Below are 23235 nucleotides of genomic sequence, written 5' to 3'. Positions count from 1 at the left end.
GACTCCTTGTTCTGCAGCACTCAGCTGGCGTGAGTGGTGCTTGTGTGTTTTGCGGTATGAGCTTTGGCTGCTTCGCCGTGATGCGCCGGACGCTCGCCCACCATCGCGCCGAATACCGACGCACCCTGCTCCGCCGGCGCCGCCGCCGCGCGGAATACCCCGAACAGTTCGCGGCCGAAACCGACTTCGTTTTCGGCCTGATGCTGCGGCACGGCGTTCGGCCGCGCCGCCCATTCGGCCGCGTCGATCTCGATGTCGAGCACACCGGCTTCGGCGTCGATCACCAGCATGTCGCCCGTGCGCACCTTGCCGATCGGCCCTTGCAGCAACGCTTCCGGCGACAGGTGAATCACCGCCGGCACTTTGCCCGACGCGCCGGACATGCGGCCATCTGTGACCAATGCAACATGGAAACCTTGATCCTGCAACACACCGAGCAGCGGCGTCAAACGATGCAGTTCAGGCATGCCGTTTGCCCGCGCGCCCTGGAAGCGCACCACGGCGATGAAGTCGCGCTTCAGTTCGTGCTTGTCGAACGCTTCCTGCACGGCTTCCTGCGAATCGAACACGATCGCCGGCGCCTTGACCTTGCGATGCTGCGCCGCGACCGCGGAAATCTTGATGACGCCGCGGCCGAGCTTGCCCTGCATCAGGCGCAAACCGCCGTCCGGCTGGAACGGTTCCTTGATGCCGCGCAACACCGCCGTGTCTTCGCTCGCTTGCGCGCCCGGCACCCATTGCAGCTTGCCGTCGATCAGCTTCGGCTCTTCCGTGTAGTGCTTCAGGCCCTTGCCCGCGACAGTGTTGACGTCTTCGTGCAGCAAGCCGCCTTCCAGCAGATTGCGCACCAGGAACGCGACGCCGCCTGCCGCGTGGAAGTGGTTCACGTCGGCCTTGCCGTTCGGGTAAATCTTCGCGAGCAGAGGCACCGCTTGCGACAGCGTGTCGAAGTCGTCCCAATCGATCACGATGCCCGCCGCGCGTGCAATCGCGACCAGATGCAGCGTGTGGTTGGTCGAGCCGCCCGTCGCCAGCAACGCGACGATGCCGTTGACGATCGCTTTTTCGTCGACCACGTGGCCGATCGGCATGTAATTGCCGCGTTCCACGGTCAGATCGAGCACACGGCGCGCGGCTTGTGCTGTCAACGCGTCGCGCAGCGGTGTATGCGGATGCACGAAAGCCGAACTCGGCAGATGCAGGCCCATCACTTCCATCAGCATCTGGTTGCTGTTCGCGGTGCCGTAGAACGTGCAGGTGCCGTGGCTGTGATACGCGGCGGCTTCCGCTTCGAGCAGCGCGCCGCGGTCGCACTGGCCGGTGGCGAAGAGCTGGCGGGTCTTGGCTTTGTCGTCGTTGGACAGGCCGCTGCCCATCGGGCCGGCCGGCACGAAGATGGTCGGGATATGGCCGAATTGCAGCGCGCCGATCAACAGGCCCGGCACGATCTTGTCGCAAATGCCGAGGCACAGTGCCGCGTCGAACATGTTGTGCGTGAGCGCGACCGCCGTGCTCATCGCAATGACTTCGCGCGAGAACAGCGACAGTTCCATGCCGGCATTGCCTTGCGTGACGCCGTCGCACATGGCCGGCACGCCGCCCGCGAATTGCGCGACGCCGCCGTTTTCACGCGCGGCCTGCTTGATGATGTCGGGGTAGTTTTTGTACGGCGCGTGGGCCGACAGCATTTCGTTGTACGCGGACACGATGCCGATGTTCGGCTCGCGAATCTGCTTGATGACGAGTTTGTCGTTGCCTTCGAGGCCCGCGAAACCGTGCGCGAGATTGGCGCAGGAGAGCGCGCCGCGCGCCGGAAACTTGCCCTGCGCATGGTGGATGCGGGCGAGATACGCCTCACGAGTGGGTTTGCTGCGCTCGACCACGCGTTGCGTGACCTTCAACAATTGCGAATGCGGGGAAACCATCGGAGCTCCTTCGTCGCTGGCGTGAGCGTGCGCGCCCTATGCCAGGTAGGTATCGCGGGGATGTCGAATCAGTTGACGACGCCATCTTAGTAGAAAAACTACATGATCGCAATGTGCTCTGGTGCTGCGCTGCGGCATGTTTTGATTGCCTGAAACGCCCAACCGGCTTAGCTTCTCGCCTCACGCCTAAAACTTAGGGATTACACCTACAGGCATAAATGTAGTTTTTGTACCTTCTCAGCAATCAGCTATAGTCCACGCATTCTTCAGCATAGTGCGAGTTTTCCAATGATGCTGTCTCAGGTGGAAGAGATGCGCGAGCAGTTGCGGCCGTCCGAGCGCAAACTCGCCGACTACGTGATCGAGGCGCCGCGCGAAGTGCTCGATCTGTCGATGACGGAAGTGGCCGCCCGCGCGGGCGTGAGCCAGCCGACCATCGCGCGGTTCTGTCATGCGCTCGGGTTTTCGGGGTTTCGTGAGTTCAAGATCCGGCTCGCGCAAGGGATTGCGTCGGGCGTGCCGACCGTCTATCGGGATGTGCGGCCGGATGAGGGCGCGCCCGGACTGATCGCCAAGGTATTCGACCGGACCATAGGCACGTTGATCGAGGTGCGTAACAGCCTGTCGCCGGATAGCATCGAAGCGGCTGTCGATCTGCTGGCGAACGCGGCGCGCATCGAGTTCTATGGAGCGGGCGGCTCAGGCATTGCCGCGCAGGATATCCAGCACAAGTTTTTCCGGCTCGGCATGCCGAGCGTCGCGTACTCCGATCCGCATACTTACTCGATGTCGGCGGCGCTGCTCGGACCCGGCGATGTCGTGGTCACGGTGTCGAATACCGGCCGAACCCGCGACATCATCGAAGCGGCGCGCTCAGCGCTCGCTCGCGGCGCGAAGGTGATCGCGATCACGCATGGCAGTTCGCCGCTTGCGCGCGTCGCGTCGATCTGCCTGTTCTCGAACGTGGTCGAGGAAAACGACGTGTTTTCGCCGATGACGTCGCGCATGTCGCATCTGGCGATCGGCGACATTCTGGCGGTCGGCGTCGCGCTCAAGCGCGGGCCTGAGTTGGTCGAGCGGGTTGGACAGGCGAAAGGGGTGATTGGCCGGTTGAGGATCGACGGCGAAGGTTGAAGAGCGTATCCCGATCTATATGAAACTCTCGACCCAGCCACCTATTTGCACCAGAGTCTTCGCGCACGCCGACAGCGCGCTTCACTCGGTCACCTGAGAGGGACGCAACCGCCGCACGGTCACCTGGAAATCGCAGGGGCAGGAAGGGCTGACGAGCCTGCGCTGTCCAGGTTCGATGCGATCAGCGTCAGCAGATGGCCGCAAATGCGCGCGACGACTTCGGGCCAGTTGCCGTCGAAGCGCCGGCGAAAGAGGCGCATCGTTGGATACCAAGGGCTGTCTTCCCGCGTGTAGTGCCAACGCCAGTCGCCGTACGAAGGCAACATCAGCCACGTTGGCTTGCCCATCGCGCCCGCGACGTGCGCAACCGACGTATCGACCGTCAGCACGAGATCCAGTGCCGCGATGGCACTGGCAGTCTCGTCCATGCTGCGAATGTCGGCGCCCAGATCATGAAAGTTCGACAATCGTTGCGCGTACTGCGCGGCCTCGTCGGCACCCGCGCCTTTTTGCAGACTGAAGAACTCGACGCCTTCGAGCTGGAACAGTTCGTCGAGCACGGACAATGACGGCAGCGAGCGCGCGTGGTCGTTTTCGTGCGTCGGCGCACCTTTGAATACCACGCCGACCTTCAGCGCATGCGACTCGGTCCGCAGTAAAGCAGGCGCCTCGTCGGACGGCGCGCGCAAGAAGGGCACCGATACGGGCAGTGCGTCTAGCTCCAACGGCAGATGCGCAGGAATGGCATGCGGGAACACCCAGCAATCGTGCGCCGGCAGTTGTGCGGCATGTTTCACGTCGATGACGGCGTCGGCTTCGCGGGAGACTTCGAAAAGCGACACGAGCGGCGTCTGGCACATTACTGTCACGCGCGCGGCGCCGCAGCGCTCGCGCAGCATGCGAGCGAAACGCAAGAAGAAAATCTCGTCGCCTAGCCCGAACTCGCTCCAGATCACGATCGACTTGCCCTCAAGCGATTCGCCCTTCCACTCGGGAAACGTGGCAGGCGGTTGCGCCGTCGTGCGGCGTTGCCAGCCGAACGACGCCATCGCCGCTTCGCGCAACCGGAAGCCGTGGTGTAGCTTACCGCGCGAAATTGCATGCAACGCGCGATATAAACGCGGCAGATGCTCATTGGGAAGACGCACGACACATTGTTCCAAAATACGATCGACCTCATCCTCCCGGTCCCAGCGGAGCCACTCCATCATTGACCGATGGTAGACCATAAACCGGTACGGATAAGTCTTCACCGCGTGTCGGCCAGCGTGGATGCTCGCCTCCGCGCTACGCGCCTTCACGATGGCGTCGAGCATGTTCTGCGCCGTCGGCACGGCACGCTTGCGCAACACGACTTCGATCGCGCATTCCGCGAGACCGCGTGCGGTCTGATCCGCGTCGTTGCGCGCTTCATCGTAGTGATCGCGCACGAGACTTACACGTTCGCAAGATGCGACGTGCGACAGCGTCTGTATCAGGTCCAGGATATTGATCGATTGCGCCAACTGCTTTTCGGGCTTACAGATCGTGAAGCTCGCCTTGTGCCGCTTGTTGAAGCGGTTCGGCCAAGCACCCTTTCCATACAGGTCCTCGTCGGGGAGAGTCAGGACCGCGTAGCCACCGGGCTTCAGCAGATCCAGCCACCTTGCCAGCGCCTTGCCCGGATTGGTGACTTCGGCGAGGACGTGACTGGCATGCACGAAGTCGAATGACCCGTCGTCTGCGCCCTTCATCTGCACCACGTCGCCTTGCTGCTCGCCCCACGACTGGATGCGGCGAGCCCGAGGAAAGAGATGCGTGTGCGCTGCCAGTGGATCCTCCCCGGCGCCGATGTCGAGGCCTTCGCCCACGAAGTAGTGTTGTATGAAGGCCGGATCGTGCGAGCGGCGCAGTGCCGATTTGCTCGTTTCGTTCATATTCGCCTCATGCAGCCGCTGCAGGCGTTGCTACGTCGATCTGTTCTTGCCACAGTGCCTGCATGCGCTCGCCGAGGATTTCCGGACGTCCCGCGAAGATCAGCTTTTCGATAGCCTGAGGACCCGCCAGCCTCGCCGACAGTTCGTTACGCTCTTCAGCGTTTTCGATCAGACGCAGTGCCGCTGCCTTGTACTCTTCGTTGGTCTTCGTGACCATCCACTCGGGGAAGCCGAGACGGCGGAACATGCCTTCGTCGATATGTTCGTGCACTTCGCGGCCGGTCTTGCACACGCCGACGAGGCCTGCCCACACCGTATCGACGATGCCATTCGTATTGCCGAACGGGAACGGATTCAGGAACAGATCGCAACCCGCGATCACCTTCATATAGCCCGCGTAGTTCTGATGCTTGTGCACGACAGCCGCATCGCCCATCAAACGGCGAATGAGATTGCGCACTTGCGGATAGATCAGTCCGTTCGCCTGGCCCATCAGGAAATGGAACTTCACCGGCACTTTCGATTCGCGCGCAATCTGGGCGCACGTATTGAGGAAGCCCGGGTTTTGCTTGATCGTCGTACCGGCGATGGCGATCTTCACGACGCCGTCCGAGGGCGCTTTCTCCGGCAGATTCAACTCGAGCAGCGCGGCCGGCGCACGATACGGCATGCCGTCCGAAGGCAGCTTCAGCAGCTTCTCACTGAAGCAGGCCTCGTCGCCGACGTAATCTTCTTCGACCACCACATAGTCCATTGCGTGACCGTGCGTCGTGGCGGGGTGACCCAGCGCCATCAATTGCGTTGGGGCGACGCGTAGGCAGGCAAGCACCATCGTGATCGGGAACATGCCAACGCTCGGCATGTACATCATCTGTGCCTGGCGTGCTTCGCTCGTCTCCCGCACCTGCCGGGCGGTTTCCCACAGGTTCGCGCCTTCGAGCGGAATGAATTCATGGAAGACGGCCTTGCCCGCATCGTCCACGCGACCGTTGTAGCCCATACCCACGAGGTGGAACTTGTCGCGCATCGCGACCATCGTTTGCGAGTGCGTGCGGTAGATCGAGTGGTTCTTCGAGAACCATTCCAGCACCACGATCACCACCGGCTTTTCGCCGGCGACAGCCGGAGCGGCGGCACGCTGTACGTCGTGGATGTCCAGGCTTGCGAGCTTGCGACGGATCAGCGTGTTGATCGGCTTCTTGATGTCGTGCTTGCCCGGCAGGTCCGCGTAGCTGCAGTGCATGTACATGTCGTGCAGCACGCCCATCGAAGCGCGTCAACGTTTTCGATTTCCGCAAGCCGCTCAGGCAACCAGCGCAGCAACATCTCGCGCTTCTGATGCGCGGACGGTGTGCCGAGGAAGCGCGAAGACATGATCGTCGTCGCCATGCTTGCGGCCATCACCTTGCTGGCTTTCCACAGAACGTCCCAGTCGACGCGAACCTCAGATTCCGGAAGATAGAACAACTGAAACTTGCGGAATTCGTTGTTGCGAAGCTCAATCGCATTGCGCGCTTCTTCGTCTACGCCCAGTGAACGCAGAATGTGGTCCGCATTGCGGAATGGGCTTGCCGAGAACATGGCGGCAAGCCAGCGCTGGAACAGCATGAGACGCCCGATCCCGACGTCCGAGATCGTAAATTTCGGATCCGTGGCCAGTGCGGTGATCGCAGACGTGATTCGTGCGAGCAGGTGTTCGTCCATAATGTTGTGCGCTTCGCCCGACTGGGCCCACGTATCGATGTCCATCAATACGCCATAGTTTTGATCGATCTTGTTGAGCAACTCCAGTAGCATGCGGCCCGCCTTCTCATGTTCACGGCGATAGCAGAGGTGTTCGAACTTGTTGATGCTGAATTTCATGATGTTCTCCGGATGATTGAATATCGTTAAAGCGTGAGCGAGTGATGGGCGGGACCGCGGCGGCCCCGTCTCATGCAATGCGTGTTAGTGATTCCAGGTGACCGACAGCCAGTACTGCAGCGGCTTTTTGCCGGGCTCGACCCAGGAAGCCGACGAGAAGCCAAAGGGTTTCGATACCGACGCCGAGACCGTCGCGCCGATCGGCGTGAGCCAGTCGACACTGGCGCCGTAGCCGGCGAGCGTGCGCGTGTTGGTGACGTCCGATACGCCCGGATAGCTCTGTTCCCAGCCGGCCCAAGGCGTGTGGTTGACGCGGCCGATAGCGAAATCCGAGAACACGCCGAGTTGGATCTGGTGACCTGTCGCGACAGGGAGACGCTGGTACAGGCCCGCGTTGATGACGACGCCGTCGTCAAACGAGATTTCATCGGAGCGGTACGAGCGCACCGCATTGGGGCCGCCTGCCGCCAGCTTTTCACTCGGGTCGAGGTTGCGGTTTGTCATCTGCCCGTTGATGCGACCCGACAGGAACAGATTGCCGCTGCGAGTCAGGGCGTACGTGCCGAAACTGCTGCCCGTGAACTTCGCGTAGTTGCCGGCGGGGTTGGCGACCGAGTCTCCGTATGGAAAGTCGTTGCTCTGATGGCCGAGCGTGATCGCGCCTTGACCGGTCAGGATGTTCGTACGCAGTTGCTGGGCGCGGTCGCCGTTGTCGGCCTGCACAGAGAAGCGAACGGAGTCGAGCTTGCTGTGCGTCGAGGTGTCGTACTCTTTCATGTCCGTCGAGGTCTGGCTGTGCAGCAGCGAGACACCACCCCAGACATTGGCGTCAAGCCCGCGGGTGAACGGATACAGTACGCCCGCGGAGGCCGTGGTGGCCACACCGGCCATCGGCGTAATGGTGTTCGTCGTGTATTGCTGGCGGCTGATACCACCGGTCAGACGTAATCCGTCGTTCAAGATCGGCACGCTGCCGTCCAGTTCGCCCGTCCACATCTTTTTGTCGGTGGCGAGCAGCGTGAATGCGTAGCTTTCGCCCGCGCCAAAAAAGTTGTTTCCGGAGACGGTGCCGCCCATGCGGTACGTGCCCGTCGTCGGCACGCCCTGGTTGTCGAAGATCAGATTGGCCGCGAGAGGCTTGCCCTTCTGCGCGACGCCGTACACGACCTTCACGTCGCCTGTACCGGCGCCGGGACCGAATTGCGGCGCATTGTCGAGTGCGACGCCCGGCACGTCTTGCAGAAGCTGCGTCGAACGTTCAAGACGCGACGTCTTCAGGTAGCAGGCGCCCGGGAGCGTATCGCTCCCGCACAGTGCGTGTGTGATCAGCTTGCGCAGACGGGAATCCGCGACGCGCGATTTGTTATGGATTTCGATCTCGCTGATGCGGCCAGGAAAGACGGAAAACATCGGCTGGCCGCCTTGTTGCAGCGCATGCCAGTCCGACTCGGTCATCAGCACCTGGCCAATCGGGAAACCGCCTTGACGCAACGCATCCGTCAGTCGATCCGACCAGCGGTTGACTTCGTCGAGCGAGTGGGGCGCGGCGCCCAGTTGCTGTGCTTGAGTGCGCAGCAACTGGATCACCGCTGCTTCGTCCTGGCCACCTGCGGGGAGAAGCTTGAAATCGACGATGGCTTTTTGCGCCGTCACCACCGCGCTCGCATCGGCGACGGGCTCGGCGTGGACTACGCCGGTCATCAACAACGGCAAGACCCACATTGCTTGAGTGATCTGCCGATTTACTGAGTTTCTACGCCACAACATGGAAGCAATCCTTGCTTTGATTAAAACAGGGTGGCGACACGCTCTTTGTGGGTTGTTTTTTATCCCAGTGATTCGTACCGCCGACACTGGAAAGAGTAAAAGTTTGATGTTCAGAAGCGAATAGGACTATTCCAAAAAAGCGCCCCGATTTTTAGGAGTCGGTGACGTGGCTGGGTCTTTCCAGCCCTGCGTTTCCGCCGGAAAAGCCGATCGACGGCATGCGACTGCCGTTTATGCGGCGATAGCGCGATGGGACAATTCCTAAAATTCTGTCTGAAATGACGATTTTTGTATTTTTATTAATGTTATTCGAATCCGTTTCAATTTTCTCGCATAGGATTAATCCTAGATTTTGCAGTTAAGAATAATCTCAAATAAGTACCAATCCTTAGCCCGAACAAAAAAAGGCGGTGCGTAGAGCACCGCCTTTCAATCAGCTAGATCAACGCGCGGGAGTAGATCGTGCTGTAGGTGACCGATTACCCCGCAGTCCCGCTGGTCGCACTACTGGCGCAGGGCGCCAGTAGTGCGGACGCAGGATCAGACGCCGGCTGCCGGGGCATGAACCGGGAACGCATGATCTACGCCGTGCTTCAACCAGCCATGCGAGTTGATGACGTACGGCTTGCCATCCTTAACGCCGCTCTCCGTGTAGAAGAACTCATGCGTCTGCGCATTGACCGACAGATCCGCCTTCATCTGCGACTGCTTGTCCTCGGACGTGAAATGCTTCACGCCGTCGGCGCCATCGCGCAAGACCAGATGACGGTCCACCGGCCCCGAGTGCGTGAGCAAACGCACATCGGCATAGTGCATCAGCATGTCGACGTTCACATGCTCGACTTCGGCGTCGGTCCAGAGCGCGGCATCACCTGCCGCCACCGTCAGCGGCTGCACCTGATCGAGGTACCAGTGCGCATCCACCTCGGCCCAGATGAATGCAGCCAGACCGCCTGCACCGACCGCGCCGATTGCTGCGCCAGCCGCACCGACCGAATCGCCGTGGCCGCTGCTGTCTGCGGTGACATCGCTGCCGCCGCCCGGGATGCCGGTCGAGCCGTTGTCGGTCCCGCCAGTCTGGCCGCCATTCGAGATGTTAGTCGAACCATTGTCGGTGCCGTTGGTGTCGCCTCCACCCGAGATGTTGGTTGAGCCATTGGTCGTACCGTTGGTGTCGCCTCCACCCGAGATGTTGGTTGAACCATTGGCCGTACCGTTGGTGTCGCCTCCACCCGAGATGTTGGTTGAACCATTGGTCGTACCGTTGGTGTCGCCTCCACCCGAGATGTTGGTTGAACCATTGGTCGTACCGTTGGTGTCGCCTCCACCCGAGATGTTGGTGATCACTGTCGTACCGTTATCGGCGATGTTGATCATGCCGTTGTCGATCACACCGGAGGCATTGGTCGAGTTACCCGAGATGTTCGTCGTGCCATTGTCCGTCGTGTTGATCGAACCATTCGGATCGACGACCACACCCGTGCCATTGGTCGAGTTACCGTTGATATCGGTCGTCCCGTTACCCGACGTGTTCACCGAGCCGTTGATGTCCGTGCCATCACCGTTGGTCGAATTGCCCGAGATGTTCGTCGTGCCGTTGTCCGTGGTGTTGATCGAACCGTTCGGATCGACGATCACACCCGAACCGTTGGTCGAGTTGCCGCTGATATCGGTCGTGCCGTTACCCGATGTGTTGACCGAGCCGTTGATGTCCGTGCCGTCACCGTTAATCGACCCGCCCGAGATGTTCGTCGTGCCATTGCCGGTGGTGTTGACCGAACCGTTCGGATCGACGATCACACCCGTACCATTGGTCGAGTTACCGCTGATATCGGTCGTGCCGTTGCCCGACGTGTTCACCGAGCCGTTGATGTCCGTGCCATCACCGTTGGTCGAATCACCGGAGATGTTGGTCGTGCCGTTGTCCGTGGTGTTGATCGAACCGTTCGGATCGACGATCACACCCGAACCGTTGGTCGAGTTGCCGCTGATATCGGTCGTGCCGTTGCCCGACGTGTTCACCGAGCCGTTGATGTCCGTGCCGTCACCGTTGGTCGAATCACCGGAGATGTTGGTCGTGCCATTGTCCGTCGTGTTGACCGAACCATTCGGATCGACGATCACACCCGTACCATTGGTCGAGTTACCGTTGATATCGGTCGTGCCGTTACCCGACGTGTTCACCGAGCCGTTGATGTCCGTGCCGTTACCGTTGGTCGAATTGCCCGAGATGTTCGTCGTGCCGTTGTCCGTGGTGTTGATCGAACCGTTCGGATCGACGATCACACCCGTACCATTGGTCGAGTTACCGCTGATATCGGTCGTGCCGTTACCGCTGGTGTTCACCGAGCCGTTGATGTCCGTGCCGTCACCGTTGGTCGAATTGCCCGAGATGTTCGTCGTGCCATTGTCCGTCGTGTTGATCGAACCGTTCGGGTCGACGACCACGCCCGAACCGTTGGTCGAGTTGCCGCTGATATCGGTCGTGCCGTTACCCGACGTGTTGATCGAGCCGTTGATGTCCGTGCCATCACCGTTGGTCGAATTGCCCGAGATGTTCGTCGTGCCATTGTCCGTCGTGTTGACCGAACCGTTCGGATCGACGATCACGCCCGAACCGTTGGTCGAGTTGCCGCTGATATCGGTCGTGCCGTTACCCGACGTGTTGATCGAGCCGTTGATGTCCGTGCCGTCACCGTTGGTCGAATTGCCCGAGATGTTGGTCGTGCCGTTATCGGTGGTGTTGATCGAACCGTTCGGATCGACGATCACGCCCGACCCGTTGGTCGAGTTGCCGCTGATATCGGTCGAACCGTTACCGCTGGTGTTCACCGAGCCGTTGATGTCCGTGCCGTTACCGTTGGTCGAATTGCCCGAGATGTTGGTCGTGCCATTGTCCGTCGTGTTGATCGAACCGTTCGGATCGACGATCACGCCCGACCCGTTGGTCGAGTTGCCGCTGATATCGGTCGAACCGTTACCGCTGGTGTTCACCGAGCCGTTGATGTCCGTGCCGTCACCGTTGGTCGAATTGCCCGAGATGTTGGTCGTGCCATTGTCCGTCGTGTTGATCGAACCGTTCGGATCGACGATCACGCCCGACCCGTTGGTCGAGTTGCCGCTGATATCGGTCGTGCCGTTACCCGACGTGTTGATCGAGCCGTTGTCCACCACACCCGAACCGTTGGTCGAATTGAGGTCCGCCGGAAAAAGTGGACGCCAACATTCCGTAAAATTGAGGAATGGAGGCATACATGAGTCGAATCCCCAAAGCCGTCTACACGAAGGAATTCCGTGAAGAGGCGGTGAAGCTTGCAATGACCGAGGGCGTTGGCGTATCGGAGGCTGCGCGTCGGCTGTCGATATCAATGAAGACGGTGGCAAACTGGGTGCGTGCTGCGAAGGCAGGCAAGCTGGAACGTGTAGGTCAGCATCAAAAGCCGCTGACGGAGATCGAAGCGGAACTCGGGCGAGTCAAGCGGGAGCTGGCGGAAGTTAAAATGGAGCGCGATTTATTAAAAAAATTCGCGACGTACTTTGCGAGGGAGTCGCGGTGAAGTACGGCGTGATTGAACAGATGCGACAGGACTATCCGGTGCCGCCGATGTGCCGGCTGCTGGGCGTTTCCGTGAGCGGCTATTACGCGTGGCGCAAGCGCTCGCCGTCGTTGCGGGCACAGCAGGAGCCGAGACTGGAGGCCGAAGTGCTGGCGGCGCATCAGCGCACGCGTGAGAGCTTCGGGCCCGAACGCTTGCAGAAGCACCTCGACGAGCACGGCGTGCGGCTCGGTGTTCACCGCATAAAAAGGCTACGCAAAAAGCTGGGACTACGCTGCAGGCAGAAACGCAAGTTCAAGGCGACGACCAATTCGAAGCACGACCTACCGGTGGCGCCGAACCTGCTGAACCAGGATTTCACTGCAACCTCGCCGAATCAGGCCTGGTGCGGCGACATCACGTATATCGCGACTGACGAGGGCTGGCTGTACCTCGCCGGCCTGAAGGATCTGTTTAGTGGGGAGCTCGTCGGCTACGCCATGAGCGAGCGCATGACGAAGCATCTGGTAATGCAGGCGCTGTTCCGTGCGGTTGCATCGCAGCGCCCGGCGCCCGGCCTGATCCATCACACGGACCGTGGGTCCCAATACTGCGCTCACGCCTATCAGGATCTCGTCGGCCAGTTCCGCATGCAGGCGTCGATGAGTCGACGAGGAAACTGCTTTGACAACGCGCCGATCGAATCGTTTTGGGGCACGCTAAAAAGCGAGCTGGTCTATCATCGACGCTTCGCCACGCGCGATGAAGCCAAGCGATCCATCAGCGAATACATCGAGATGTTTTATAACCGGCAGCGCACGCAGGCTCGTCTCAATTACCTGTCACCTGTAGCATTCACGCAGCGATACTATCTGAATCAGGTCGCTGCTTAACCCGTTGGCGTCCACGCGTCTCGACCGACCTCAATGTTCGTCGTGCCGTTATCGGTGGTGTTGATCGAACCATTCGGATCAACGATCACACCCGAGCCATTGGTCGAGTTACCGCTGATATCGGTCGTGCCGTTACCCGACGTGTTGATCGAGCCGTTGTCCACCACGCCCGAACCGTTGGTCGAATCACCGGAGATGTTCGTCGTGCCGTTATCGGTGGTGTTGATCGAACCATTCGGATCAACGATCACACCCGAGCCGTTGGTCGAGTTGCCGCTGATATCGGTCGTGCCGTTACCCGACGTGTTGATCGAGCCGTTGTCCACCACGCCCGAACCGTTGGTCGAATCACCGGAGATGTTCGTCGTGCCGTTATCGGTGGTGTTGATCGAACCATTCGGATCAACGATCACACCCGAGCCGTTGGTCGAGTTGCCGCTGATATCGGTCGTGCCGTTACCCGACGTGTTGATCGAGCCGTTGATGTCCGTGCCGTCACCGTTGGTCGAATTGCCCGAGATGTTGGTCGTGCCGTTATCGGTGGTGTTGATCGAACCGTTCGGATCGACGATCACGCCCGAGCCGTTGGTCGAGTTACCGTCGATGTTGGTCGAACCATTACCGCTCGTGTTGATCGAGCCGTTGTCCACCACACCCGAACCGTTGGTCGAATCACCGGAGATGTTGGTCGAACCATTCCCGCTCGTGTTCACCGAGCCGTTGATGTCCGTGCCGTCACCGTTGGTCGAATTGCCCGAGATGTTGGTCGTGCCGTTATCGGTGGTGTTGATCGAACCATTCGGATCGACGATCACACCCGAACCGTTGGTCGAGTTGCCGGAGATATCGGTCGTGCCGTTACCCGACGTGTTCACCGAGCCGTTGATGTCCGTGCCGTTACCGTTGGTCGAATTGCCCGAGATGTTCGTCGTGCCATTGTCCGTCGTGTTGATCGAACCGTTCGGATCGACGATCACGCCCGATCCGTTGGTCGAGTTGCCGCTGATATCGGTCGTGCCGTTACCCGACGTGTTGATCGAGCCGTTGTCCACCACGCCCGAACCGTTGGTCGAATCACCGGAGATGTTCGTCGTGCCGTTATCGGTGGTGTTGATCGAACCATTCGGATCGACGATCACACCCGAACCGTTGGTCGAGTTGCCGGAGATATCGGTCGTGCCGTTACCCGACGTGTTCACCGAGCCGTTGATGTCCGTGCCGTTACCGTTGGTCGAATTGCCCGAGATGTTCGTCGTGCCATTGTCCGTCGTGTTGACCGAACCGTTCGGATCGACGATCACGCCCGACCCGTTGGTCGAGTTGCCGCTGATATCGGTCGTGCCGTTACCGCTGGTGTTCACCGAGCCGTTGATGTCCGTGCCGTCACCGTTGGTCGAATTGCCCGAGATGTTCGTCGTGCCAATGTCCGTCGTGTTGATCGAACCGTTCGGGTCGACGACCACGCCCGTGCCATTGGTCGAGTTACCGCTGATATCGGTCGTGCCGTTACCGCTGGTGTTCACCGAGCCGTTGATGTCCGTGCCGTTACCATTGGTCGAATTGCCCGAGATGTTCGTCGTGCCATTGTCCATCGTGTTGACCGAACCGTTCGGATCGACGATCACACCCGACCCGTTGGTCGAGTTGCCGCTGATATCGGTCGTGCCGTTGCCCGACGTGTTGATCGAGCCGTTGTCCACCACGCCCGAACCGTTGGTGGAGGCACCGTTGATCTCGGTCGAACCCGAGCCGTTGGTGCTGATCACCGCGCCCTCAGCGACCTGGACGCCAGCACCGTTGGTCGACTGGCCGTTAATGGTCGTGGTGCCTTGGTCGGTGGTGGTCACATTGCCGAGGATCGAAGTGCCGGCGCCGCTGATGGACGTGCCATTAATGTCGGTCGTGCCGGTGGTGGACGTGTTGATGGCACCTTCGACGATCACGCCGGCACCGCTGTTCGATGTACCGCTGAGGACACTGGAGGCATTCCCTGCGACATTGACCGTGCCGTATACATCGACGGCGTCGCCGATGTTCGACGTACCCCGCACGTTGAGGCTGCCCTCATCCGCGAGATTGACGGCGCCTTGCACCATTACGCCAGAGGCACCGTCGCTGTTACCGATGAGCGAGACAGCGCCGTGCCCGGAGATGTTGAGGACGTTGGCCACACTGATGGCGTTGGTGTTTGCCTGGGTGCTCTTGATGTTCAGCTGACCATAGTCGCTGACGGTGTCGGTGCCCCACAGGGCGATGCCGGTCGTGTCCACATTGGCCACCGCGTTGCCGGAAACACTCAGCGTGGTGGCGCCCTGCCACTGGTACCACGCACGGCCCGACGATGCGGCGGTCGCGTTGAATAGGGCGTTGCCCGACAACGCGATGTTGCCGGCTTCCGACATGGCGTAATAGGTACTGGACGAGGCGTTGATGGTCGTCGTGCCACCGGACTGGTTGAAGTTGCCCCACAACCGTACGCCGGCGTTCGAAGTGGAAGCACCCGTGACCGAAAGCTGTCCGCCGGACATCGTAAAGTTGTTCGAGAAGTTCACGCCGGTGCCACCCTGGGACGTGCCGTTCACCGTCATCGTGCCGCTGGTCTGGGTGTAATTGCCGCCCCCGAACGTCACGCCGGCACCGCCCTTGGCAGCGCCGGTAATCGCTCCTGTCCCGACGTTCGTGACGTTACCGTCGAGCTCGACCGCATTGCCTGACCCGCCCGTGGTGTTGCCCGTGATCGTGAGGTTGCCGCCATGCAGATCGATCGTCGTGCCCCCATTCTGGAGAACCCCGTGTCCACTTCCACCGGCTGATTGGCCGCTGACGTTGAGCGTCGAACCCTGGCTCATCGACATGTTGCCGGACCAGAACTGAACGCCATCGCCGGTATTGGACGTGCCCGACACGGTCACCGGGCCGTTGCCGATCTCCGTGAACTTACTAACGAAGGCTACGCCTGCGCCCGTATTGGCCGCGCCCGTGATCGTGGCGCCGCCGACGTTCAACTGGTTACCGTACAGAGTGATGGCATTACCCGCGCCACCCGTCGTATTGCCCGAGATGGTCAGGTTGCCGCCGTTCAGATCGAGGGTCGTGCCGGCGTTCGTCTGCACCGAGCCGTTGGCCCGGCCCATGGCCGCCGTCAGGTTCAGGTTCAGCGCATTCGACGTCGACGTGATGTTGCCGTTCAGCGTGATGCTGCCGTTGGCTGCCAGCGTCAGGTTCGCCGCCACGCCTGCCGTCTTCGTGATGTCCGCGCCCGCCTGCTGCACGATGTTGCCCGTCGCCGTGCCTGCGCTAGCCGTCGTGATCGTCACGTCCGTGCCCGCGTTCAGCGCGCTGCTGATCGTCGCGTTCTTCACCGTCGCGCTGTTGCCCGTGCCGCTGAAGCCGCCCGTCACGTTGCCCGTATAGCCCGCGTCCGCACCCGTGCTGATCGTCACGTCCGTCGGGTCGATCAGCCACTGGCCGGCCTTGCCTTCCGCTGCCGCTGCGCTCACTGCGCCTTCCACGTCCAGGTTGTGACCCGACGTTTCGACGAAGCCACCATTGCCATGCGCGGAGTCCGCCTTGATCGTCGCGCCCGCATCCACCTGCGTGTAATTCGCGAAGTTCACGCCGTCCTGCAGCATCGTCTGCGCCTGCGTGCCCGCGAGCTGATGCAGGCTGTCGCCGCCCATGATCACCTTGCCGCCAGCCGCATCGCCGCTCACGTCCACCGATGCATTGCCGAACACGCCCACGCGGTCGCCCGACAGCACCACCGTGCCGCCCACGCCACCTGCCGCCTTGTTCGACGCATCGATCTTGCCCGTCACCGCCACGTCGCCCGTCGCGCCTGCATCGGCCACCACCGTGCCCGCACGCGTCACGCCCGAGAGGTTCACCACCGTGTTGAGCAGCGTGTCCTTGCCGCGTGCCGTCAGCAGCACGCTGCCGTTGTCGGCCTTGATCGTGCCGCTGTTCTCCACCAGAGCGCTGGCCGTCGCATTCGTCAGCATCAGTTGGATGCCCTGACCGTTGGCCAGCGCAACCGTCGCGCTATCGCCCGCGGCAAGTGCCACCTGGCCGCCCTTCGCCGTCGTGATCGTGCCCGTGTTACGCGCCTGGTCGCCCATCAGCACCACGAAGCCCTGCGCCTGGATCTGGCCGTCGTTCACCACGCTTGCGTTGGTGCCCGTCGAACCCAGTTGCAGCGGACCACCCGCCATGAACTGGTTCGTGTCGACCGATTTCGTCGTCGCCAGCAGCGAACCCACGTTCACCACCGCGCCCTTGCCGAACAGCACGCCGTTGGCGTTCTGGATCAGCACCTGCCCATTGGCCAGCAGCGTGCCCTGGATGTTCGACGGCGCGCCCGTCACCACGCGGTTCAGCGCCTGCGCCTGGGCGTTCGGCTGATTGAACTGCACCGTGTTGCCCTGGCCGACGTTGAACGTATCCCAGTTGATGACCGTGCGCTGGCTGCCCTGGTTGATGTTCATGTTCGCGCCGGACTGCGCGATGCTCGCCTGGCCCACGACCACCTGACCGTTGGTCGGCAGAGCTTGCGCATGACCGATCGACGGGTCCAGCACCAACAGCGCCAGCACCGCCGTCGCCGTCAACGACGACACGACCCCCAGCTCACCACCCGATGCGCCGGCTGCAGCGCTTTCACCCGCAGCCGCCTTGCCCTGGCTCACGACATTTTCTGCAACAGCGACCAGCATGCCGAGACGTTTGCTAAATACCCGGCGAAATCGATTCTTGTTCATGAATACTCACAGTAAAAATTAAAAACACGACAACCACGTTTGCGGCCCGACATCGAGCGAAGCGTGGCTAGGGCCGTCGTGCTTTGCTAATGTTCGATTTGCAGAATATGAGACGAGAGAAGCAGACGGAATCAGACAAGGACTAAAACGCCTCAGAGACGCGCGGGCATTTCAGACAAAGGAGACGAGAGATTTGAGTGCAGATTGTTTGTGCAACTGTCACGGCGACAGCGCTGTCGGCAGTCGAGAGATGAAGAGCTGTAGACGTCCATTACGCAAGACGCGCGGACAATAGGAATATGCTGAACTGTAGGCCGCGAAATGGCAGCGTTGACGCTTGCTAAGCAGCGGACATTTGTGGCAAAACTATTGCGCCATGCTTCGGAAAAGTCTTAATCGAAGCAGCGATAAATCGCGCCTTAAATTGAGCATCGGTGTGCGGGATGCAATCGGGAACTCAAGTCAAAACGGCGAATCTGCGTTGAGCGCCCAAACGCGGTGACGCAATGCACGCCGCGCATTCCTGCCATCCGGCGAGCGACGTCACATCAGCCGATCCGGATTCAGATAAATAGATGCGAACTCGCCTGAAGAGTGACCAGCGGGTTGCAAAGGATGAGCCGCCCGCTACGGGCAGCGCGTCACGATCGCGTCGACGAATTGAGTCATCGTGATCAGATTTTCTGACGGCCGCACGATCTGGTGCGGCCACCAGTTGCATAGGCGTTTTGCGGCAGGCCAGTCGCTTACCATCCTTCACCAATCAACTTCGCAAGCGCCGTGCTGCAGTCGAGCATTGTTGAGCCGCCGCGCAGGAGCGCCGTGTGGCCGACTTCAGCGCGGCGTGGAAACGTGCTGAAACGTGCTGAACGTGTTTGCAGTTCGTCTCAGTGTGCAGTCGCAGCAACGGCTACATCGGCCGCACGCCGTGCCGACTTACGCGTCGCGGTCACGCTTCGTGCAACGCTCGCATCGTCCTTCTTGGTTTCCTTCCCCGCTTTCGCAAGAAGTTTCGCCGCAGCACTTGCCGTAATTCGGCGATGAGCGATGCCACGCGCATCGAGCGCAATCACCTGGTACAGTTCGCGGTCGCATTCCACTTCTCGCTCATACTCCTCGCATGTCTCGACCAGCAACTCGAGTAGCACTTGCCGGCTACGCCGCTCGTGATTCGTCAATGCAGGATTCCTATATATCGAGGTCGCAAGTGTAGCCAGTCTGTTGAGTTGAGTCAGTTGCCGTTCGCACGAACCGAATGCCGACAGAGCGAGTTTTTCGTACTGCAAGGCATCGACTGGCGGGCGTGAGGCAGGTTGATTTTTGATGGACTTGCTCATGGTGCGATCTCCCTAAGACTTACTTGGATCGCCCGACACTCGCTTGCAAGGAGGGTGAGCGGGCACGTAGCGGGTTAGCAGACCGGGCCAAAAACAAACCGGCGAGCCTTTCGGCTCCCCACCACGGCCCGCCCATTGAAATAAGGCGTGTAGAGGCAGACGCACGCCCCGCCTAGGCGGGTGTGCGGTTTTTGGCGCAGGCTGCTAAACCTGACCACCGGTTGATGCCGGTGGTTCGGAAATTATAAATCAGGCCGCACGCGCATTGGCCGTCCCAATATAGCCGAACAACCGAGCTAGCCATTCGGCCTAAGACGATGCGTCCCGCGCCAGCGCGGACAACAAAAAAGGCAGTTTGCCGAATCCGGCAAACTGCCTTTTTCCAAATCGAAGCCTAAAACAACCTGCACTCAACCAACGCACGCGAACATTTTAAAACGGCTTAATCACCACCAACGCCACCGCCGCCAGCATCCCTAACACCGGCAGCTCATTAAACATCCGATACCACTTATCCGACCGCCGATTCTCACCACGCTCGAAGGTCCGCAGCAACACGCCGCAATAAACGTGATAGATGATCAGCAGCACCACCACGCCAACCTTCGCGTGAATCCAACCCTGTCCGCGCCCGATGCCGATCACCAGCCACAACCACAACCCGCACGCCAGCGCCGGCACCGCGATGAACGTCATGAAGCGAAACAGCTTGCGCGCCATCGTCAGGAGACGCGCCGTCGCCGCGGGTTCCGTTTCCATCGCCAGATTGACGAAGATGCGCGGCAAATAGAACAGGCCGGCGAACCATGAAGCAATCAGAACGATGTGAAACGTCTTTACCCAAAGCATCAGCGGTCCTCTCGTTTATTGCCGGCCTTCACCGTGGCCCAGCACGACGTACTTGAGCGACGTCAGCCCTTCCAGACCCACCGGCCCGCGCGCGTGCAGCTTGTCATTCGAAATGCCGATTTCCGCGCCGAGGCCGAATTCGAAACCATCCGCGAAACGCGTCGATGCGTTGACCATCACGCTCGCCGAATCCACTTCGCGCAGGAAGCGCATGGCGCGATCGTGGTCTTCCGTGACGATCGCGTCGGTGTGCTGCGAACTGTACGTGTTGATGTGGTCGATCGCCGCATCGAGGCCGTCGACCACTTTGATCGCCAGCACCGGCGCGAGGTATTCGGTGCGCCAGTCTTCTTCGGTGGCATCGACGAGCGGTCCCACACCCGCATCCGCCAGCACAGCGCGCGCCGCCGCGTCCACTCGCAGCTCGACTTGCTTATCGCGATACAGCTTGCCCAACGGCGGCAACACTTCGGCCGCTATGCCTCGCGCGACCAGCAGCGTTTCCATCGTGTTGCAGGTGCCGTAGCGGTGCGTCTTGGCGTTGTCGCAGACAGTCAGCGCCTTGGCCAGATCCGCGCGGTCGTCCACGTAGACGTGGCAAATGCCGTCGAGGTGCTTGATCATCGGCACGCGCGCTTCGTTCATCAGGCGCTCGATCAGGCTCTTGCCGCCGCGCGGCACGATCACGTCGACGAATTCGGTCATCGTGATCAGCTTGCCGACAGCCGCACGGTCCGAAGTGGCCACCACTTGCACGGCATCTTGCGGCAAACCGGCCGCTTCCAGCCCTTCACCGATCAGCTTCGCCAACGCCGTATTGCATTCGAGCGCTTCCGAACCGCCGCGCAGAATCGTCGCGTTGCCCGACTTCAGGCACAGCGCGGCGGCGTCGATCGTCACGTTCGGACGCGATTCGTAGATGATGCCAATCACGCCCAGCGGCACGCGCATCTGGCCGACCTGAATGCCGCTCGGCCGGTACTTCAGATTGCTGATCTCGCCGATCGGATCGGCCAGCGCAGCGACTTGCCGCAAACCTTCGACCATCGTCTTCAGCGCTTTGTCCGACAGCGTCAAACGATCGATGAACGCGGCATCGTGACCCTTCTCGCGAGCCCGCGCGACGTCGCGCGCGTTGGCTTCTTTCAGCAGCGCGGCATCGCGTTCGATTGCCTGCGCAACGGCCGCGAGCGCGGAATTTTTCGCCGCCGTCGACGCCCGTGCCATCGCCCGCGAAGCTTGGCGGGCGCGGCGGCCGAGGTCGGTCATGTACTGGTCGATATCCATGGTGATTCTCGTGGTGCCGCGCACGTCGACGTGCGGCGGACAGGCAGAATTGGCGAAAGATGAAGCGATTGTAAGTCGGGTGAAGGCGCTTTGCTTGCGGCGCCGGCCAGTGCAATCCAAGTAGCCTAGCCGCCACATGCCGAACGTCGCACGCTTGAGCGCTACTCGAAGCGCTAGCGGCAGCGGCTAGGCGCTCGCCCGGCAGGCTTGCCGTTGCGGCTCAGGCCGGCCTTCGAGCAGGCGCCGCTGCCGCGCTTCGAGGTCGTGGCGGTGGCACCGGCGCCGTTTTCGGCGAAGCCACCGTCATGGCCAACTCGAACAGGCCATCCCACGGATCGGGCGGCGGATCGTTGCGATGATTGCCAGGCGTGCCGCCCGACAAACCCTTCACCTGCCGATCGAGCCGCGCCGCCAGCGCCAGCGCTTTTTCCAGCGCGCCTTCGCTCACGCGCGACAACGCCGGTCCAATCAGCCGCTCGCGCGGCCCCCACACGCGGTTTTCGCGCACCAGCATCGCCAGCGGCTTGCCGGCCGCGACGCCGCGCTTGATCCGCAGCAGCGTGCGCAGTTCTTCGACCACGGCCCACAGCACCAGCACCGCGGCCTCGCCTTCGCCGCGCAGTCCGTCGAGCATGCGCGACAAGCGGCCGACGTCGCCGGCCAGCATCGCTTCGTTCAGCTTGAAAACGTCGTAACGCGCGACATTGAGCACAGCGTCCTGAACCTGTTCGAAGCTGAGCGGCCCAGACGGATACAGCAAGCCGAGCTTCTGAATTTCCTGATGCGCCGCGAGCAGATTGCCTTCCACGCGCTCGGCGATGAACGCCAGCGCGCGCCGCCCTTCTTCGCCGGCGGCAACTCGCTGGCCCTGCGCGGCGAGCCGTTGGCCGACCCAATTCGGCAACTGCGCGCGCTCGACCGGATCGATCTTCAACGCGACGCCCGCGTCGGACAAAGCCGTGAACCACGCCGACTTCTGCGTGGCCGCGTCGAGCCGCGGCAGCGTGATCATGGTGAGCACGTCGTCATTGACGGCAGCAGCGAGCGCTTTCAGCGCGTCCGCGCCTTCCTTGCCGGGCTTGCCTGACGGAATACGCAACTCGACCAGTTGACGGTCGCCGAACAGCGACATCGACTGGCTCGCGCCCAGCAGCGAACTCCAGTCGAACCCGCGTTCGACCGTGAACACCGAGCGGTCGGTGAAGCCGGCCGCGCGCGCCGCGGCGCGAATGCGGTCGCATGCTTCCTGCGCGAGCAGGTGCTCGTCGCCGTACACGACGTACAGTCCGGCGAGTCCCTTGGCGAGATGCGCTTCGAGCGCGTCAAGTCGCAGTTGCATGGCTACCGATCGGCGAGGTTGAACAGGTGCGGCACATTGAACAAAGTGAACGGAATACGACGCTCACAGCGGCGGCGGCGGCAACGGCGCGCGCGGCGCAACCGACGGCACTTCCTGGCCCGGCGCCGGATGCATCGAGCGCACGACGCCCAGACGGCGCGTGAGCTGGTCGATCGCGTCGTTTTCCATATCGGCGAAGAGAATCTCGCTTTCGGCTGATTTCGCTTGCGAGAACTGGTCGCTATAGGTCATCGCGCGGTTCAATGCGATCACGCTCGGCGGAATCAGCAGCGTGCCGTCCTTGGCGATCAGCGAATAGTTCATGTTGAGATTCAATTGATACTCTTCGACTTGGCCCAGCGAGTTCAGCGTCAGCGTGCTGGTGCCGCGGCCTTCCGTGATCTGCAACGTGGCGTCGGCATTCGCGACCGAAGTGACCACGACCGTGTCGCTGCCGCCTTGCACGATACGCGTCAAGCGCGCGGCCGCCGCCGGCGAACCGCCGGCGATAAAGAGGCGTTTGAATGCGTAGTCCTGCTGGCCGCGCAGCTGGAAGCCGCAGGCGGACAACATCAGCACGCTGCAAGCCAGCGTCAAAAACGATCTGCGAGTCACATTGGCTCCTGGTTCGC

Annotated in this window: 14 protein-coding genes and 1 pseudogene; 2 read left to right on the top strand and 13 right to left on the bottom strand. The window is 61.2% G+C overall.

Annotated elements, in window-relative coordinates; genetic code table 11:
- Positions 1-20 precede the first annotated feature (20 nt).
- On the bottom strand, positions 21-1925 hold the full coding sequence (gene edd / locus B0G74_RS00615) for a phosphogluconate dehydratase (protein WP_132373095.1): 1905 nt from the start codon (positions 1923-1925) through the stop codon (positions 21-23).
- A 288-nt stretch (positions 1926-2213) separates the two neighbouring features.
- Here edd and B0G74_RS00610 point away from each other — a divergent pair, with 288 nt between their 5' ends.
- Positions 2214-3059, top strand: coding sequence for a MurR/RpiR family transcriptional regulator (locus B0G74_RS00610; RefSeq protein ID WP_132373093.1), 846 nt, complete (start codon positions 2214-2216; stop codon positions 3057-3059).
- 119 nt (positions 3060-3178) lie between these two features.
- On the opposite strand, the gene B0G74_RS00605 is transcribed toward B0G74_RS00610, so the two are convergent.
- From B0G74_RS00605 to B0G74_RS00590, 5 genes are all read right to left on the bottom strand, one after another.
- Positions 3179-4975 (bottom strand): methyltransferase domain-containing protein, encoded by a 1797-nt coding sequence (locus tag B0G74_RS00605; RefSeq protein WP_132373091.1) that lies wholly within the window; start codon positions 4973-4975, stop codon positions 3179-3181.
- Positions 4976-4982: 7 nt separating this feature from the next.
- A complete protein-coding gene (locus B0G74_RS00600) occupies positions 4983-6218 on the bottom strand; it encodes a hypothetical protein (protein WP_347814508.1) in 1236 nt (411 codons plus the stop codon).
- Positions 6155-6838 (bottom strand): hypothetical protein, encoded by a 684-nt coding sequence (locus tag B0G74_RS47635; RefSeq protein ID WP_347814507.1) that lies wholly within the window; start codon positions 6836-6838, stop codon positions 6155-6157. Before B0G74_RS47635 ends, B0G74_RS00600 begins: the two co-directional genes overlap by 64 nt.
- A gap of 84 nt (positions 6839-6922) precedes the next feature.
- Positions 6923-8539: a ShlB/FhaC/HecB family hemolysin secretion/activation protein gene (locus B0G74_RS00595; RefSeq protein ID WP_243658093.1), complete on the bottom strand. Its 1617-nt coding sequence runs from the start codon at positions 8537-8539 to the stop codon at positions 6923-6925.
- A 606-nt stretch (positions 8540-9145) separates the two neighbouring features.
- On the bottom strand, positions 9146-11857 hold the full coding sequence (locus B0G74_RS00590) for an S-layer family protein (protein WP_132373087.1): 2712 nt from the start codon (positions 11855-11857) through the stop codon (positions 9146-9148).
- Between the two features lie 2 nt (positions 11858-11859).
- Between B0G74_RS00590 and B0G74_RS00585 the strand changes: the two genes are divergently transcribed.
- Positions 11860-13034, top strand: a protein-coding gene (locus B0G74_RS00585) for an IS3 family transposase (RefSeq protein WP_132373085.1) whose coding sequence is annotated in 2 segments (ribosomal slippage) — positions 11860-12130 and positions 12130-13034 — 1176 coding nt in all. Because the reading frame shifts where the segments join, the coding sequence is not laid out codon by codon here.
- Here the strand turns inward: B0G74_RS00585 and B0G74_RS00580 are convergent.
- The 7 genes and pseudogenes from B0G74_RS00580 to lptE all read right to left on the bottom strand — a co-directional run bounded on the left by B0G74_RS00580 (position 13031) and on the right by lptE (position 23218).
- On the bottom strand, positions 13031-17791 hold the full coding sequence (locus B0G74_RS00580; RefSeq protein ID WP_132376808.1) for a filamentous hemagglutinin N-terminal domain-containing protein: 4761 nt from the start codon (positions 17789-17791) through the stop codon (positions 13031-13033). The genes B0G74_RS00585 and B0G74_RS00580 overlap by 4 nt on opposite strands.
- 636 nt (positions 17792-18427) lie before the next feature.
- Positions 18428-18621: pseudogene (locus tag B0G74_RS46405) on the bottom strand (gamma-glutamyl-phosphate reductase); the annotation flags it as partial.
- Positions 18622-18678: 57 nt separating this feature from the next.
- Positions 18679-19128 carry a hypothetical protein gene (locus B0G74_RS00575; protein ID WP_132373083.1) on the bottom strand — a complete coding sequence of 150 codons (450 nt, stop codon included), beginning with the start codon at positions 19126-19128 and terminating at the stop codon, positions 18679-18681.
- Between the two features lie 432 nt (positions 19129-19560).
- On the bottom strand, positions 19561-19977 hold the full coding sequence (locus B0G74_RS00570) for a CopD family protein (protein WP_132373081.1): 417 nt from the start codon (positions 19975-19977) through the stop codon (positions 19561-19563).
- 15 nt (positions 19978-19992) lie between these two features.
- Positions 19993-21264: a glutamate-5-semialdehyde dehydrogenase gene (locus B0G74_RS00565; RefSeq protein WP_132373079.1), complete on the bottom strand. Its 1272-nt coding sequence runs from the start codon at positions 21262-21264 to the stop codon at positions 19993-19995.
- Positions 21265-21484: 220 nt separating this feature from the next.
- Complete coding sequence (gene holA / locus B0G74_RS00560) at positions 21485-22603, bottom strand: DNA polymerase III subunit delta (protein WP_132373077.1); 1119 nt, start codon at positions 22601-22603, stop codon at positions 21485-21487.
- 63 nt (positions 22604-22666) lie between these two features.
- Positions 22667-23218, bottom strand: coding sequence for an LPS assembly lipoprotein LptE (gene lptE, locus B0G74_RS00555; RefSeq protein ID WP_132373075.1), 552 nt, complete (start codon positions 23216-23218; stop codon positions 22667-22669).
- Between the last annotated feature and the right edge of the window lie 17 nt (positions 23219-23235).

This window comes from Paraburkholderia sp. BL9I2N2 (genome assembly GCF_004339745.1).
Classification (GTDB): domain Bacteria; phylum Pseudomonadota; class Gammaproteobacteria; order Burkholderiales; family Burkholderiaceae; genus Paraburkholderia.
This window is presented reverse-complemented; position numbering and strand designations above follow the sequence as displayed.